Raw genomic sequence first — 15,415 nt, 5'->3', positions numbered from 1 at the left:
TCCTGTGTTCAATTGCGCGGTGGCCCTTGCAGATCCACGGGCGCGGCATTGTTCGGACGGCCGCGAAGCAGCGACTCCGGATGCCGTCCCAGGTAATCCGAAAGATCACGCAAGGATCTCGACGTGCGTCCCAGTTCATCCAGGGTTTGCCCCAGTTTTTCCCGTTGCGGCGAATCCTCGGCCAAGGTCGAACTGGCCGATTGCAGGGTCGAATTGGCGGTTTCCAGGGTCTTGCTGACATCCGACAGGGTGGTTTGCACGCCAGGCAGGATTTTGCCATTAAATTGCATCATGCCTTTGCGCAGTTCGACGAGGTTGCCATCGAGATTGCCGGCGATACGCTCGATCGGCAGCTTGTTGATCTTGTCGACCATGGATTCGAGTTTTTCCTGCAATTGCTCGAGGCTGCCGGGAATGGTCGGAATCACGACCGGGCGTGCGTTTGCATCGAAGGCGACTTTGTCGGCCTTGGGGTAGAAGTCCAGGGCAATGTACAACTGGCCGGTCAGGAAGTTGCCGGTGCGGGCCTGGGCACGCAGGCCGTTTTCGATGAAGGTGCCGATCAAGCGTACGCCAGCGGCTTCGTTATTAGGGTCATGATTGAGCGCCTTGAGCATTTTGATGTGGGCCTGGCCCAGGCGCTGCGGGTAAATCACGATACCGACGTTGATTGGAAAGGAGCGTTTTTTCTCGTCGTAATCCAGATTGACCGCCACCACCTTGCCGATTTCAACACCGAGGAATTCCACCGGGGCGTCGACCTTGAGCCCGCGCAGTGCCTGGTCGAAGCGCATGGCCAGGTACTGCGGCTTGCCGTTTGGCGGGGCGAGGGCGGTTTGTTGGTCTTCGAACAGTTCGTAGGCGTACTCCGCGGCAGCAGGCTTATCGTTGGGGCTGTAGTCGGGCGCGCGGAAGGCAATGCCGCCCACGAGCAAAGCAGACAAGGATTCGGTCTTGACCGCAAAACCATTGGCGCCGACGTTCACGTCAATGCCGCTGGCGTTCCAGAAACGGGTGTTTTCGGTGACGTACTTGTCATTGGGGGCATGGATGAACAGTTCTATGTTCACGCCCTTGCCATCCGGGTCCAGCGCGTAGGCCACTACCTGGCCTACGGGGATCTTTCGGTAGTAGACGGGCGAGCCGATATCCAGCGATCCCAGGTCCTGGGTGAACAGGGTGAAACGCTTGCCCGGCTCGCCGTAGGTGATGGGCGGCGGGTTCTCCAGCCCTGTGAAGTGCTTTGCCCGGCCGTTGGCCTGGCCGATATCGGCACCGATGTAATCGCCCGACAGCAACGTATCGATACCGGATACACCGCCCGCGCCAATGCGCGGGCGCACGACCCAGAACTGCGAATCTTCGCGGGTAAAGCTTTCGGCCTGCTTGGCCAGCTTGATGGTGGCGTTGACGCTCTTCTGGTCATTGGCCAGCTCCACATCGGACACATGACCAATCACGACATTGCGGTATTTGACCTCGGTCTTGTTCGCGGTCAGGCCGTCCCCGGTCTTGAACGTGATAATGATGGTCGGACCTTGCTGCAGAATGCTGTGAACCACCAGCGAAATACCCACCAGCACCGCTACGATCGGGACGATCCAGACCAGCGAAACGCTGAAGCGGCGGGTCTTGATCGGCGCCGGCCCGGGGGCTTGCGGCCCGTCAGTGGCTTGTGACTTCATCCGTGACCTCCTCATTGTGTGGGTTTTCCCGTTCTTTATCCCAGATCATGCGTGGATCGAAACTCATTGCCGACAGCATGGTGAACACCACCACCAGTCCAAAAAACAGAATGCCCGGGCGCGGTTCGATATCGGCCAGGGCCTGGAACTTGACCAGCGAGGCCACCAGGGCGACCACGATCACATCGAGCATCGACCAGTAACCGATGACCTCGACGAAGCGGTACAGCGTCGACCGTTCTTTACGTGCCCACTCGCTGTCGCGTTGCACGGTGACCAGCAGCAATGTGATGGCCACGAACTTGATGCCCGGCACCGCGATACTGGCAATGAAAATGATCAGGGCGATGTCCCAGGCCCCGGCTTCCCAGAACTCCAGCACGCCGCTCATGATCGTGCTGTCGGCGCCATGGCCGACCATTTCGGTGTTCATTACCGGCAACAGGTTGGCCGGGATGTAGAACACCAGGGACGCGATCATGAAGGCCCAGGTGCGGGTCAGCGAATTGGTTTTGCGCCGGTGCAGCGGCGCACCGCAACGCTCGCATTCGTGGGGCTTGAAGGTCATGTCGCAGGCCAGCCCGCAGGTGTGGCACAGGCACAGGTTGAGCTCGTCGGCGTAAGGAGGCGTGCTCATACAAGGTCCCATAGTTCGCGGATGTCGCGCCCGGCGATGCGGATCATCATCAGGCTCAGCGCAGCCAGGGCGAACAACCCGATGCCGGGCAGCACATCGAGCAGTCCGGCGAGCTTGATCACCGCGACCATGGCACCCAGCAGGCAGACTTCGAGCATGCTCCAGGGCCTCAGGGTTTCCAGCCAGCGCATGCAGAATTTGAATCCGGGCGAGCGTCGCCCGCTGAGGGCGAAGCCCAGTACCCAGATCAGCAGCATTAACTGGAAAATCGGCGCGATGATCATGGCGATTGCCGCCACCATGGCGATGAAGGTGATAGGCCCAAGGCTCAGGGCCAGCACCGAGTCCCAGAGCGTTGCGCTGTTCTTCACGCCTTTGAGGCTGATGCTCATCACCGGATAGAAATTGGCGAATATCCAGAGCATCAACGCGGTGAAGGTCAACGCAAGACGCTGTTCCACCGTGAGGCCGTTATAGCGCTGAAGCACGCCGCCACAGCGCGTACACAGGGTTTTTTGATGTTTGGCGAGCGTTACTTTTTGGTACACGCTGTCGCAGTGCTCGCAGATGATCAGCTGATCAGTAGTTGCCATGGGTCAAGCTCAACAGAAGGCAGGAAGTTCAGAGCACCCCCTCAATATAGAAGTGACTCGCAATTGAGCAAATCGAAAGTCGCAACCTGAACACTATCCGCTGCCGGGGGATGACTCGACCCAGGTATTTCACGGGAAGCAAGCGACGAACGACTTCGAATTCCACTTCCTGTAATGCGCGTTTTTAAAATAACCGTACTAGGCTGACTCGGGTGCCTTGAGTAGCTACAGGAATTCAATTGCCTGGTCAGTTGAACACCTGGAACTAACAAGAGGGCATGGTTTGGGGGTAACTCACCAGGGTCCGGTCACGGATTACTTGAAAACAAGTGCCGGCCACAAGGATCCGTCCCGAAAAAGGAAGGTCGCCATGAAAAGACTCTCGCATCGCTCAAGGTTCTACATTGCAGGTTCATTACTGATAGCGCTTAACGGTATGGCCCAGGCTGCACAAACAGAAAAGCCCAATATCCTGTTCATCGTGTCCGACGATACCGGCTACGGCGATCTGGGTCCGTATGGTGGCGGCGTCGGCCGCGGCATGCCGACACCCAGCATCGACGAACTGGCCGCTGAGGGCACAACTTTTTACTCGTTCTACGCGCAACCGAGCTGCACGCCCGGGCGAGCCGCCATGCAGACCGGGCGCATCCCCAATCGCAGCGGCATGACCACCGTGGCCTTCCAGGGCCAGGGCGGTGGTTTGCCCGCCGCCGAGTGGACGCTGGCCTCGGTGCTCAAGACCGGCGGTTACGAGACCTACTTCACCGGCAAGTGGCACCTGGGTGAAGCCGACTATGCGCTGCCCAATGCCCAGGGGTATGACGTGATGAAATACGTCGGCCTCTATCACCTCAATGCCTACACCTACGCTGACCCGACATGGTTCCCCGACATGGACCCGGAAACCCGTGCGATGTTTGCCCAGGTGACCAAGGGCGCACTCTCGGGCAAGGCGGGAGAAAAGGCCGTCGAAGAGTTCAAGATCAACGGCCAGTATGTTGATACGCCGGTCATCGATGGCAAACCCGGTGTAGTCGGAATTCCCTACTTTGACGGTTATGTGGAAAAAGCCGCACTGGAATTCCTCGACACTGCCGCCAAATCCGACAAGCCGTTCTTCATCAACGTCAACTTCATGAAAGTGCACCAGCCGAACCTGCCAGCACCGGAGTTCGTTCACAAGTCGATCTCCAAGTCCAAGTACGCCGACTCGGTGGTCGAACTGGATACGCGCATCGGCCATATCATGGACAAGCTCAAGGCGCTGGGCCTGGATAAGAACACGCTGGTGGTTTACACCACCGACAACGGCGCCTGGCAGGATGTTTATCCGGATGCCGGCTACACGCCGTTCCGTGGTACCAAGGGCACCGTGCGCGAGGGCGGTAACCGGGTCCCTGCAATCATGACCTGGCCCGGAAAAATCAAGCCGAACGCCAAGAATCACGACATTCTCGGCGGGCTCGATTTGATGGCGACCTTCGCCTCGGTGGCCGGTATCAAGTTGCCGGAGAAGGATCGCGAAGGTCAGCCGATCTATTTCGACAGCTACGACATGACCCCGGTGATAACCGGCACTGGTCCCGACCCACGTAAAGAGTGGTTCTACTTCACCGAAAACGAGTTGTCGCCGGGGGCCGCCCGCGTAGGCAACTACAAGGCCGTGTTCAACCTGCGTGGCGACAACGGTGTGCCGACCGGCGGCCTGGCCGTGGACACCAACCTGGGCTGGAAAGGGGAGTCGAAGTACGTGGCGGTCGTACCGCAAGTCTTTGACTTGCTGCAAGATCCACAGGAGCGCTACGACATCTTCATGAGTAACGTCACCGAGCGCACCTGGACCATGGTGCCGATCAGCCAGGCGATCAACAAGCTGATGCAGACCTACATCAAATACCCGCCACGCAAGCTGCAAAGCATGGGCTATGACGGGCCGATCGAGTTGTCCAAGTACCAGAAATTCCAGTCGGTACGGGAGGATCTGCAGAAGGAAGGCATTAACATTCAGATGCCTCAATAGAGGTGCCGCGGCGATCTCTTGAGGTCGCCGCCACCCCACCTGACCTGCCGGGATGCCTGAAGCGAGAGACAACTCGTCTCAGGCGCCCGATGGTCAACCCAGCACTTCCCGCATCCGATACCAGAACATGCCAAGGGCCAGCAACGGTGAACGCAGGGCGCGTCCGCCGGGGAAGGTCATGTGCGGCACGGCACTGAACACGTCGAAGCCTTTGCTGTGGCCAGCATGGATCGCTTCGCCCAACAACTTCGCGCACCAGTGGGTCACGTTCAGGCCATGGCCGGAATAGCCCTGGGCGTAGAACACGTTCGGGTGCTGGCTCAGGCGCCCGACCTGGGGGAAGCGGTTGGCCGAAATGCCGATCTTGCCGCCCCACTGATAGTCGATGCGCACATCGGCCAGTTGCGGGAACACCTTGAGCATTTGCGGACGCATGTAGGCGCTGATGTCCGAAGGATCGCGCCCGGAGTAATGGCAGGCACCGCCGAACAGCAAACGCCGGTCAGCCGAGAGCCGGTAGTAATCCAGGCCGACCTTCTGGTCGCACAGCGCGACGTTGTGCGGGATCAGTTTTGCAGCGGCGTCTTCCGACAACGGTTCGGTGGCGATGATGTAGCTGCCTGCCGGGAGCACCTTGCCACTGAGCTTCGGTTCGAGCTCTTCCAGATGGGCATTGCAAGCCAGCACCAGCGTGCCTGCATTCACAGTGCCACCGGCACAGCGCACTTGCACCGTACTGCCATGGATCAACTCCAGCACCGGGCTCTGCTCGAAAATTTGCACCCCTAGGGACTCGGCAACTTGCGCCTCGCCAAGGACCAGGTTCAGCGGATGCAAATGCCCCGAGCCCATGTCCACCAGGCCACCGGCATACACACCGGAGTTCACCACCTGTTCGCGGATTTGCTGCGGCGCGACCAGTCGGGTTTCAAAGGCATAACCGGAGTCGATCAGTTCCGCCTGCTCGGCCTTGAACGCTTTGAACTGGGCCGGGGTATTGGCCAGTTCGCAAAAGCCCCAGCTCAGGTCGCAATCGATGCCGTGCTCGCGGATGCGATTGGCCACGACTTGCACCGACTCGTTCCCGGCGTGTTCCAGGTATTGCACGCCATCGGCGCCGATGTGCTTGGCGAACCCACTGACGTCATGGCCGATACCACGAATCAACTGGCCACCGTTGCGCCCGCTGGCGCCCCAGCCAATTCGCCGGGCTTCCAGCAGGACCACCGAGAGCCCACGCTGGGCCAGCTCGATGGCGGTGTTGATGCCGGTGAAACCCGCGCCGACCACGCAGACATCGGCCGTAAGGTCCGAGGCCAGCGCGGGACGCTGCCTCATGCCCTTGGCGGACGCCGCGTAATAGGAGTGGGTGTGTTCCTTGGTGTACTGATTCATTTGTTGGACTTCACTTTGCTCCACGAACGGGTCATCAGGCGCATGATCGACTGCGGCGGCGTGGTGGAGATGTAGAGTTTGTCGAGGACTTCCTGGGACGGATAAACCTCGGGGTTGCTGACCAGCTCAGGGTCCATGTACTGCTTGGCGGCCGGGTTCGGGTTGGCGTAGCCGACCGAAGCGCTGACCTTGGCAATCACTTGCGGGTCCAACAGGTAGTTGACGAAGGCGTGGGCTTCTTTCGGGTTGCTGGCGTCGGCGGGGATGGCCAGCAGGTCGAACCACAGGTTGGCGCCTTCCTTGGGAATGGCGTAGGCGATGTTCACGCCGTTCTTGGCTTCCTTGGCGCGGTTGGCGGCCTGAAACACGTCGCCCGAGTAACCGAACGCCACGCAGATGTCGCCGTTGGCCAGGTCCGAGACGTACTTGGAGGAGTGGAAGTAAGTGATGTAGGGGCGGATCTGCAGCAGCTTGGCTTCGGCCTTTTTGTAGTCCTCGACACTTTCGCTGCGCGGGTCCATGCCCATGTAATTGAGCATCGCCGGGAACACTTCGTCCGCCGAGTCCATCATCGACACGCCGCAGGCGCTGAGCTTCTTGATGTTTTCCGGTTCGAACAGCACGGCCCAGGAGTCGATGTGATCGATGCCCAGCACTTGCTTGACCTTGTCGACGTTATAGCCGATGCCGTTGGTTCCCCACAGGTACGGCACCGAGTGCGAGTTGCCCGGATCGTTTTTCTCCAGTAGCGCCAGCAGTTTCGGGTCGAGGTTCTTGAAGTTCGGCAGTTGCTCGCGATCGAGCTTGAGGAACGCGCCGGCCTTTACCTGGCGGGCGAGGAAGTGGTTGGACGGCACCACCACGTCATACCCGGTACGACCGGCAAGCAGTTTGCCTTCCAGGGTTTCGTTGGAATCGAATACGTCGTAGATCACCTTGATCCCGGTTTTGGCCTGGAAGTCGACGAGGGTGGTTTCGCCGATGTAGTCAGTCCAGTTGTAGACACTGACCTGTGGCTGAGCCTGGGCAACGGCACTGAACAGAACCGCCAGTGCGGCCGGGACCACGGATTTCAAAAGACGCATGTCGATACCTCTTGGAATTATTGGGTTATACCGATGTTTCTTTGGTGTTCTGGCGGCCGTCTTCGCGAGCAGGCTCACTCCTACATGCATTCCCCTGTAGGAGCGAGCCTGCTCGCGATGAGGTCGTTATGGGCAGCGAAGATTTCAGACGCTGAGCATCAGGAACTCACGCTCCCACGAACTGATCACCCGTTTGAAGTTCTCGTGCTCGGCGCGTTTGACCGCGACATAGCCCCGCACGAACTTGCTGCCCAGGTAGCAGCTGATGGTGTCGCACTCTTCCATCTGGGTCAGGGCGTCCTCGATGGTGATCGGCAGGCGCAGGTTGCGACGCTCATAGGCGCGGCCCTGTACCGCAGCGCTCGGCTCGATACGCTCGACCATGCCCAGGTAACCACACAGCAGGCTGGCGGCGATGGCCAGGTACGGGTTGGCGTCGGCGCCCGGCAGACGGTTCTCGACGCGCATGGCGTCGGGGCTGGAGGTCGGTACGCGCAGGCCGACGGTGCGGTTTTCTTCGCCCCATTCGACGTTCACCGGTGCCGAGGTGTCCGGCAGGAAGCGGCGGAACGAGTTGACGTTCGGCGCGAACATCGGCAGCACTTTCGGGATGTACTTCTGCAGGCCGCCAATGTGGTGCAGGAACAACTCGCTCATGTTGCCATCGGCATCGGCAAAGATCGGCTGGCCGGTGGCGATGTCCACCACGCTCTGGTGAATGTGCATGGCGCTGCCAGGCTCGTCGCCGACCGGTTTGGCCATGAAGGTTGCCGCCACGTTGTGCTTGAGCGCCGCTTCACGCATGGTGCGTTTGAACACGGTGATCTGGTCGGCCAGGTCCAGGGCGTTGCCGTGACGGAAGTTGATTTCCATCTGCGCCGGGCCGTCTTCGTGGATCAGCGTGTCGAGGTCCAGACCTTGCAGTTCGCACCAGTCGTAGACGTCTTCGAACAGCGGGTCGAATTCGTTGGCCGCGTCGATGGAGAACGACTGACGACCGCTTTCGGCACGGCCCGAACGGCCCATCGGCGCCTTGAGTGGCAGGTCCGGGTCTTCGCAGCGCTGGGTCAGGTAGAACTCCATTTCCGGCGCGACAATCGGCCGCCAGCCTTTGTCGGTGTACAACTGCAGCACTTTCTTCAGCACGTTGCGCGGCGACAGTTCGATCGGGTTGCCGAACTTGTCGAAGGTGTCGTGGATCACGATGGCGGTCGGCTCGATGGCCCATGGCACCACGTAGACGGCGTCGGCGTCCGGCTTGCAGACCATGTCGATATCGGCCGGGTCGAGCAGGTCGTAGTAGATGTCGTCGTCGACAAAGTCCCCGGTTACCGTTTGCAGAAGGACACTTTCCGGCAGGCGCATGCCTCGCTCATGCAGGAACTTGTTGGTCGGTGCAATTTTGCCGCGTGCAATGCCGGTCAGATCGCTGACGACGCACTCGACTTCGGTAATCTTGTGATCTTTCAGCCAAGTGAACAGCTGATCGAAAGGGACATTCATAAAGACCTCGTTATTGGTTTTATTAACGCCAGGAGAGACCGGTTTCATCCGCCGGACACTTCCCCTGTAGCGCGTTGACGACTATCTTGTGCGAGCCTTGCAGTTCCATCTATCCACTTTAAGCAGCACAAAGCGCACCAAAAGAGTGCGTAAGGTCGCCCCATGACAGGTTCCAATTCCCTCCAGGTCCAAGCGTTCAACACCGCCGATGTCGCCGAGCAAATCCGCGCCACGCCGGGCTGGGTGCAGCAATACCAGCAGATGTCGCCGGGGCATTTCGCGGGCTTGGTGCGCTATCTGGATCTGCAGGGCGTGGAGATTTACGAAGAGTCGATGAACACCCGGGTCGAGCAGAATTTCAGCGCGCCCCAGGGTTCGTTGTCGTTCTGTTTCGATCGCGGCGACAACGCGCTGTACGTGTTGAATGGCGAAAGCCGCAACATCTGGATCACCCCGGAGAACTATCAGGAAATCGCCGTGGTGTTCGGGCCGGAGTTTGTAAAGCGCCACAGCCTCGACATCTCCAGGCTCGAAGGGCTGTTCATGGCACCGCTCAACTCCCAGCAGAACGCGCTGTTCTGCCGTTGGCTCAGCGGGACCCTGACGCGGCTGTCGCAGACCTTCGATCCACCGAGCCGCGAAGCGCTGACCCAGCAACTGCTGGAAGATTGCCTGTTCATCCTCGACAACGCCTGTGTCGGCCTCGACCAGGGGTCCCTGCAGCGTCGGGCCGGGGAGCGGTCGATCATGAAGCGGGTAGGGGAATGGGCCGCGGACACCCCGGAAGAACACCTCAATCTGCTGGAGTTGTCCCAGGTCGCGGGGGTTTCACTGCGCCAGTTGCAGCATGCGTTCAAGACCTACACCGGCATGTCGCCGACCCAGTGGCTGCGCCTGCGCCGCCTTAATAGCGCCCGACGCGAACTGCTCAGCCGCACGCCCACTCAAACCACCGTGGCCGAGGTGGCGATGCATTGGTCGTTCTGGCATCTGGGGCGGTTTTCCAGCAGCTACCGCGCGTTGTTCAACGAGCTGCCGAGTGACACGCTCAAGCGTGCGAGTACCAGTCAGGCAAGCGGTCGCCGCCGACGTTAGAACGTCGGCGGTGTAATCACCCAGATCACCACTGCATCGACATCGCCGGGGTTGCCGTAGCGGTGCGGTTCCTGGCTGGAAAAACTGAAGCTGTCGCCTTCATTGAGCTGGAAATGGCGTTCGCCGACCCACAACTCGAAACTCCCCGAGAGCAAGTAGCCGGCTTCTTCACCGTCGTGGCTGTAGCTCTGTTGGCTGTAGGTGCCGGGCGGGAAACGCGAGTGGAGCATTTCCAGTTGGCGGTTGGCCTGCGGCGTCAGCAACTGGTCGACGATGCCGTCTTCGTAATGCACGTTCAGGCGGCTGTTCTTGCGCACCACGACACCATCGTCTTCGGGCGCGGTGACCGCTTCACTGGCGAAGAACCACTGGATGGTGACGCCGAGGCTGCGGGCAATGTTGAACAGCGCCGGAATCGACGGGTAGGCGAGGTTGCGTTCCAGCTGGCTGATGTAGCCGGCGGTGAGTTCGCTCTGTTGCGCCAGTTCCGCCAGGGTCATGCCCCGGCGCTTGCGCAGGCCGCGAATGCGCGTGCCGAGAAAATGCGGTTCGGCGCGGCCTGATGCGGGCGGGGTCTTGCTGTTGTTGCTCATGGAAAATTCCGAACCGGGAAGAGGATCGCATCCCCTGTAGGAGCGAGCCTGCTCGCGATGCGGTGGGTCAGCCAACATTGATGTTGAATGCACTGACGCTATCGCGAGCAGGCTCACTCCTACAGGGGCGGTGTGAGCCGTTAAAGCCCCGGAGTATAAACAGCCTTAAAGCTCCCACGCGACTTTCAGGCCTTCATAAATCGCCTCTTCGGCGGTACGCGGCGCCAGGCAGTCGCCGATCCTGCGAAACTCCACCAGCCCTTGCAACTCCGCACCCAGGGTATCCACCGGCTGATGGCCCTGGCACAGCACCAGCGTATCGATGTTTTCCATCAGCATCGGTTCGCCACTGGCGGTGTGCTGCAGGTACACCGTGTTGTCATCGCAGCCATACAGCCGCGCATACGGCGTGATCGGCACGCCCAGCTTATGCAGTTCGCCGGCCAGTTGATCGCGCACGTACAGCGGCAGGTTTTCCCCGCAATGGGTGCCGTTGACCGCCAGTTGCACCTGGTGCCCGGCGCGGACCAGACGTTCGGCGATGCCGGGTCCGATCCAGTCGCAGCGCCAGTCGACCACCACCACCGAACGGCCGATCTGCACCTCATCGCGCAGCACTTGCCAGGCGTCCACCACCTGCAACTCACCACCGCGCTCAAAGGGCGGCCAGTAGGGCTCGGCACCGGTAGCGACGATCACCACGTGCGGTTTTTCCTGCTCCACCAGTGCCCGGTCGACTCGGGTATTGCGCACCACGCGCACGCCGGCCAGCTCCATTTCCCGCTGCAGGTTGGTGCTGGCACCGCCGAACTCGCTGCGCCGTGGCAGCAACTGCGCGAGCAACACCTGACCGCCCAGTTGTGAACTGGCTTCGTACAACGTCACCTCATGCCCGCGCTGGGCCGCGACGGTGGCGGCTTTCATCCCGGCCGGACCACCGCCGGCGATCATGATGCGTTTGCGCTGTGGCGCTTGTCGGCGTTCACCGAAGATCAGTTCGCGCCCGGTTTCCGGGTGCTGGATGCAGGAAATCGGCAAGCCCTTGTGGAAGTGGCCAATGCACGCCTGATTGCAGGCAATGCACGCCCGCACGTCTTCGACGCGGCCGGTGTCGGTCTTGTTGGGCATTTGCGGATCGCAGATCAGTGCCCGGGTCATGCCGCACACATCGGCCTGGCCGCGAGCCAGGATCAGCTCGGCTTCCTGAGGCTGGTTGATGCGCCCGGTGACGAACAGCGGAATGTTCAAACCGGCTTTGAACGTTCCGGCTTCTTTGGCCAGGTACGCCGCTTCGATCGCCATGGGCGGCACGATATGCACCGCGCCACCCAGGGACGCCGAAGTGCCGGCGACGATATGCACGTAATCGAGCTGCGCTTGCAGTGACTGCACGGCGGCCAGGGATTCGTCCTCGGTCAGGCCTTCCGGGTCGCGCTCGTCGGCGGAGATGCGCAGGCCGACGATGAACTGCTCGTCGGTCGCCGCGCGCACGGCGGCAATGACTTCGCGTAGAAAACGCAAACGCTGTTCCAGCTCACCGTTGTAGCCATCGGTACGCCGGTTGACCCGCGGATTGATGAATTGCGCCGGCAAGTAACCATGGCTGGCCACGACCTCAACGCCGTCGATGCCTGCCTGGTGCAGGCGGCGGGCGGCAGCGGCGTAACCGGCGACGATTTCGTCGATCATGGCCTGGTCCAGCGCGCGGGGCATCACCCGGAAGCGTTCGTTGGGCACCGAGGATGCGGAGTAGGCCACCGCCAGCAGGCCATCGCTGGACTCCATGATTTCCCGCCCCGGATGGAACACCTGGGACAACACCACGGTGCCGTGGGCATGGCAGGTTTGCGCCAGTTTGCGGTAGCCCTCGATGCAAGCATCGTCGGTGGCCATCAGCACGTGGGAGGTGTAGCGCGCACTGTCGTGCACGCCGGCCACTTGCAGCACGATCAGTCCGGCACCGCCTTCGGCACGCGCTCGGTGATAGGCGATCAATTGTTCATTGACCAGGTTGTCGGTGGGCATCGAGGTGTCGTGTCCGCTGGACATGATGCGATTCTTCAGGCGCTTGCCACGGATCTCCAGGGGTTCGAACAGGTGCGCGAAGGCAGGTGTCGAGGTCGGCATGGTGCGGGTACTCCTGGCAGGCTGAGGCCGAAAGGCCGAGTTTCGGCGTTGTTATTATTGTGCTATAGAAATTTACCTTCAGTAAAAAATCAACAGATAATTTTACTTTAAAGCAAGGGGCGGCTGGACGTTCGCAGCGACCAGCCTTACTGTCTGCCCCAGCCGATCAGCCTGGAGAACCACAAGAATGAACAACATCGCCACCCACCTGGCACCCGAACGCAGCGCCACCGAGCAGCGCCTGCGTGAGGAACTGGCGGCCTGTTACCGCTTGATTGCGCACTTTCGCATGACCGATTTGATCTTCACCCACATCTCGGTGCGCATTCCGGGGCCGGAGCATCACTTCCTGATCAACCCTTACGGGCTGATGTTCGATGAAATCACCGCGTCCAATCTGGTGAAGATCGACCACGATGGCCATGCCGTGGAGCCGTCGCCGTACCCGGTCAACCCGGCCGGTTTCGTGATCCACAGCGCCATCCACGGCGCCCGTGAAGATGCGCAATGCGTGCTGCACACCCACACCAAATCCGGGTGCGCGGTGGCGGCGTTGAAGTGCGGGCTATTGCCGGTGAACCAGATCTCCATGGAGTTCTATGGCCGGGTTGCCTACCACGACTACGAGGGCGTGGCGCTGGACCTGAGCGAGCAACAACGGCTGGTGGCGGACCTGGGCGACAAATCGGTACTGATGCTGCGCAACCATGGGTTGCTCACCGTTGGCGAGACCGTGAGCCAGGCGTTCCTGCGCATGTACTACCTGGAAAAGGCCTGTGAAATCCAGTTGGCCGCCCAAGCCGCCGGTGAAGTTGTGCTGCCGTCGCACGAGGTCTGCGCGCACACCGAACGGCAATTCAATGATCCGGGGCGACCGTTGGAGGAGGGGGAACTGAGTGACCCGGATGCGATGCAACTGGCCTGGGCGGCGTTGTTGCGGATGCTGGAGCGGGTGGCGCCGGGGTATCGGGGCTGATCCAGGCTCCCGGTTGTTTGGGCTACCGTCATCGCGAGCAGGCTCACTCCTACAGGAGAAGAGGGTGTACGCAAAATCTGTGAACTACCCAAATACTGTAGGAGTGAGCCTGCTCGCGATGGGCCCGCCGCGGTCTATCAGACCGGCGAGTGACTAGAGACATGGCCCGCTCTTGCTGTACAGTCGTTCAGCCCAGCGTTTACCCGCGCAGGCCTAAACGATTGAACCAAGGAGCGTGTCGCCCATGAATCAGGAAGCCCGTTTTTCCCGCATGGAACCGGAGTTGCGCAAAGCCAACCTGATCGAGGCGACGCTGGTGTGCCTCAAACGTCACGGCTTTCAGGGCGCGTCAATCCGCAAGATTTCCGCCGAGGCCGGAGTCTCGGTGGGGCTGATCAGCCATCACTATTCCGGCAAGGACGAACTGGTGGCCGAGGCCTACATGGCGATCACCGGGCGGGTCATGACCTTGCTGCGCGACGCCATGGAGCAAGCCGCGCCGAATGCCCGGGAGCGTTTGTCGGCGTTTTTCCGCGGATCGTTTTCCGCCGAACTGCTCGATCCGCAACTGATCGATGCGTGGCTGGCGTTCTGGGGCGCGGTGAAAACCGCCGAGGCCATCAACCAGGCCCACGATCATTCCTATGGCGAGTATCGCGGCATCCTGCGCAAGGTGCTGGCGGAACTGGCCCGGGAGGAAGGCTGGGAAAACTTCGACGCCGACCTGGCCGCCATCAGCCTCAGCGCCTTGCTCGACGGCTTGTGGCTGGAGTCCGGGCTGAACCCCGGCACCTTCACCCCGGAGCAGGGCATCCAGATTTGCGAGGCCTGGGTCGACGGTTTGCAGGCCGGCGGAAGACGGCGTTTCTGCGTGCAGACGAGCGACTGTTGATCAGTCGTTCAGCAATCGATACTCTCTGGCGCCGATGCAGGAAAACACTCTAATAAGAAACTGGCCTTCGGGCCTATGCCGGACACCAAGCGATGACTCCTCGGGTATTGATCGTCGATGACGATCCGCTGATTCGCGATCTGCTGCACGCCTACCTGTCCCAGGAAGGCTACGACGTCCATTGCGCCGCCACGGCGGAACTGGCGGAAACCTTCCTGGCCAGCCAGAGCGTCGACCTGGTGATGCTCGACATCCGCCTGCCGGGCAAGGACGGCCTGACCCTGACCCGCGAGCTGCGGGTGCGTTCGGAAGTCGGGATCATCCTGATCACCGGGCGCAACGACGAAATCGACCGCATCGTCGGCCTCGAATGCGGCGCCGATGACTACGTGATCAAACCCCTCAATCCACGGGAACTGGTGTCCCGGGCGAAAAACCTGATTCGCCGGGTACGTCATGCGCAAACGCCAGCGCCTGCGGTCGCGGTGGCCAAGCCGGTCAAGCAGTTCGCCGACTGGTCACTGGACACCGACCGTCGTCGCCTGATCGATCCGTCCGGCAGCGAAACCCTGCTGACCCACGGCGAATACCAGTTGCTCAGCGTATTCCTGCGCAACAGCGGCCACACTCTCAGCCGCGATCAGTTGATGGACCAGATCCGCAACCGCGAATGGGTGCCCAACGACCGTTCCATCGACGTGCTGGTCGGGCGCCTGCGCCGCAAGTTGCATGACGATCCGGCCGAACCGCAGTTGATCATCACCATTCACGGCGCCGGTTACCTGTTCACCGCCAGCGTGGCGGCCTGAAG

At 60.9% G+C, this 15,415-nt stretch carries 13 protein-coding genes; 5 read left to right on the top strand and 8 right to left on the bottom strand.

The genetic code is table 11. The annotated features are described in order from the left end of the window. Positions 1-8 precede the first annotated feature (8 nt). From VC35_RS00425 to VC35_RS00415, 3 genes are read right to left on the bottom strand one after another with little or no spacing between them, the layout of a single operon-like run. On the bottom strand, positions 9-1,685 hold the full coding sequence (locus tag VC35_RS00425; RefSeq protein WP_046037080.1) for a PqiB family protein: 1,677 nt from the start codon (positions 1,683-1,685) through the stop codon (positions 9-11). Next, the gene (locus VC35_RS00420) at positions 1,666-2,322 is read right to left on the bottom strand and encodes a paraquat-inducible protein A (RefSeq protein WP_046037079.1); all 657 of its coding nucleotides are present in this window, start codon (positions 2,320-2,322) and stop codon (positions 1,666-1,668) included. Before VC35_RS00420 ends, VC35_RS00425 begins: the two co-directional genes overlap by 20 nt. Next, complete coding sequence (locus VC35_RS00415; RefSeq protein ID WP_046037077.1) at positions 2,319-2,915, bottom strand: paraquat-inducible protein A; 597 nt, start codon at positions 2,913-2,915, stop codon at positions 2,319-2,321. The genes VC35_RS00420 and VC35_RS00415 overlap by 4 nt, the downstream gene beginning before the upstream one ends. 370 nt (positions 2,916-3,285) lie before the next feature. Between VC35_RS00415 and VC35_RS00410 the strand changes: the two genes are divergently transcribed. Then, on the top strand, positions 3,286-4,938 hold the full coding sequence (locus VC35_RS00410) for an arylsulfatase (RefSeq protein WP_046037076.1): 1,653 nt from the start codon (positions 3,286-3,288) through the stop codon (positions 4,936-4,938). A 93-nt stretch (positions 4,939-5,031) separates the two neighbouring features. Here the strand turns inward: VC35_RS00410 and VC35_RS00405 are convergent, their stop codons facing one another. The 3 genes from VC35_RS00405 to VC35_RS00395 all read right to left on the bottom strand — a co-directional run bounded on the left by VC35_RS00405 (position 5,032) and on the right by VC35_RS00395 (position 8,921). After that, a complete protein-coding gene (locus VC35_RS00405) occupies positions 5,032-6,333 on the bottom strand; it encodes an NAD(P)/FAD-dependent oxidoreductase (protein WP_046037075.1) in 1,302 nt (433 codons plus the stop codon). Continuing rightward, positions 6,330-7,418, bottom strand: coding sequence for a polyamine ABC transporter substrate-binding protein (locus tag VC35_RS00400; RefSeq protein ID WP_046037074.1), 1,089 nt, complete (start codon positions 7,416-7,418; stop codon positions 6,330-6,332). Before VC35_RS00400 ends, VC35_RS00405 begins: the two co-directional genes overlap by 4 nt. Before the next feature lie 144 nt (positions 7,419-7,562). Beyond that, the gene (locus VC35_RS00395) at positions 7,563-8,921 is read right to left on the bottom strand and encodes a glutamine synthetase family protein (RefSeq protein ID WP_046037073.1); all 1,359 of its coding nucleotides are present in this window, start codon (positions 8,919-8,921) and stop codon (positions 7,563-7,565) included. Between the two features lie 162 nt (positions 8,922-9,083). Here VC35_RS00395 and VC35_RS00390 point away from each other — a divergent pair, with 162 nt between their 5' ends. Then, positions 9,084-10,016 carry a helix-turn-helix domain-containing protein gene (locus VC35_RS00390; protein WP_046037072.1) on the top strand — a complete coding sequence of 311 codons (933 nt, stop codon included), beginning with the start codon at positions 9,084-9,086 and terminating at the stop codon, positions 10,014-10,016. Here the strand turns inward: VC35_RS00390 and VC35_RS00385 are convergent. Next, positions 10,013-10,609: a cupin domain-containing protein gene (locus tag VC35_RS00385; protein WP_046037071.1), complete on the bottom strand. Its 597-nt coding sequence runs from the start codon at positions 10,607-10,609 to the stop codon at positions 10,013-10,015. The genes VC35_RS00390 and VC35_RS00385 overlap by 4 nt on opposite strands. Before the next feature lie 165 nt (positions 10,610-10,774). Next, positions 10,775-12,736 carry an oxidoreductase gene (locus VC35_RS00380; RefSeq protein WP_046037070.1) on the bottom strand — a complete coding sequence of 654 codons (1,962 nt, stop codon included), beginning with the start codon at positions 12,734-12,736 and terminating at the stop codon, positions 10,775-10,777. A gap of 187 nt (positions 12,737-12,923) precedes the next feature. Between VC35_RS00380 and VC35_RS00375 the strand changes: the two genes are divergently transcribed. The 3 genes from VC35_RS00375 to VC35_RS00365 all read left to right on the top strand — a co-directional run bounded on the left by VC35_RS00375 (position 12,924) and on the right by VC35_RS00365 (position 15,413). Next, positions 12,924-13,712 carry a class II aldolase/adducin family protein gene (locus VC35_RS00375; RefSeq protein ID WP_046037069.1) on the top strand — a complete coding sequence of 263 codons (789 nt, stop codon included), beginning with the start codon at positions 12,924-12,926 and terminating at the stop codon, positions 13,710-13,712. Between the two features lie 244 nt (positions 13,713-13,956). Then, entirely contained in the window at positions 13,957-14,604 is a 648-nt protein-coding gene (locus VC35_RS00370) for a TetR family transcriptional regulator C-terminal domain-containing protein (RefSeq protein ID WP_046037068.1), read from the top strand. A gap of 92 nt (positions 14,605-14,696) precedes the next feature. Further along, positions 14,697-15,413 (top strand): response regulator, encoded by a 717-nt coding sequence (locus VC35_RS00365; RefSeq protein ID WP_046037067.1) that lies wholly within the window; start codon positions 14,697-14,699, stop codon positions 15,411-15,413. The last annotated feature ends 2 nt before the right edge of the window (positions 15,414-15,415 follow it).

The sequence above is a fragment of the Pseudomonas fluorescens genome, assembly GCF_000967965.1.
Taxonomy (GTDB): domain Bacteria; phylum Pseudomonadota; class Gammaproteobacteria; order Pseudomonadales; family Pseudomonadaceae; genus Aquipseudomonas; species Aquipseudomonas grandcourensis.
The sequence above is the reverse complement of the archived record's forward strand: the minus strand, read 5'-3'. Positions and strand labels throughout refer to the sequence as shown.

What these genes read in the sequence shown, in the direction of transcription:
- VC35_RS00415 (WP_046037077.1), bottom strand. Translation starts at nt 2,915, where the DNA reads ATGGCAACTACTGATCAGCTGATCATCTGCGAGCACTGCGACAGCGTG.
- VC35_RS00385 (WP_046037071.1), bottom strand. Translation starts at nt 10,609, where the DNA reads ATGAGCAACAACAGCAAGACCCCGCCCGCATCAGGCCGCGCCGAACCG.
- VC35_RS00395 (WP_046037073.1), bottom strand. Translation starts at nt 8,921, where the DNA reads ATGAATGTCCCTTTCGATCAGCTGTTCACTTGGCTGAAAGATCACAAG.
- VC35_RS00405 (WP_046037075.1), bottom strand. Translation starts at nt 6,333, where the DNA reads ATGAATCAGTACACCAAGGAACACACCCACTCCTATTACGCGGCGTCC.
- VC35_RS00425 (WP_046037080.1), bottom strand. Translation starts at nt 1,685, where the DNA reads ATGAAGTCACAAGCCACTGACGGGCCGCAAGCCCCCGGGCCGGCGCCG.
- VC35_RS00370 (WP_046037068.1), top strand. Translation starts at nt 13,957, where the DNA reads ATGAATCAGGAAGCCCGTTTTTCCCGCATGGAACCGGAGTTGCGCAAA.
- VC35_RS00400 (WP_046037074.1), bottom strand. Translation starts at nt 7,418, where the DNA reads ATGCGTCTTTTGAAATCCGTGGTCCCGGCCGCACTGGCGGTTCTGTTC.
- VC35_RS00365 (WP_046037067.1), top strand. Translation starts at nt 14,697, where the DNA reads ATGACTCCTCGGGTATTGATCGTCGATGACGATCCGCTGATTCGCGAT.
- VC35_RS00410 (WP_046037076.1), top strand. Translation starts at nt 3,286, where the DNA reads ATGAAAAGACTCTCGCATCGCTCAAGGTTCTACATTGCAGGTTCATTA.
- VC35_RS00420 (WP_046037079.1), bottom strand. Translation starts at nt 2,322, where the DNA reads ATGAGCACGCCTCCTTACGCCGACGAGCTCAACCTGTGCCTGTGCCAC.
- VC35_RS00375 (WP_046037069.1), top strand. Translation starts at nt 12,924, where the DNA reads ATGAACAACATCGCCACCCACCTGGCACCCGAACGCAGCGCCACCGAG.
- VC35_RS00380 (WP_046037070.1), bottom strand. Translation starts at nt 12,736, where the DNA reads ATGCCGACCTCGACACCTGCCTTCGCGCACCTGTTCGAACCCCTGGAG.
- VC35_RS00390 (WP_046037072.1), top strand. Translation starts at nt 9,084, where the DNA reads ATGACAGGTTCCAATTCCCTCCAGGTCCAAGCGTTCAACACCGCCGAT.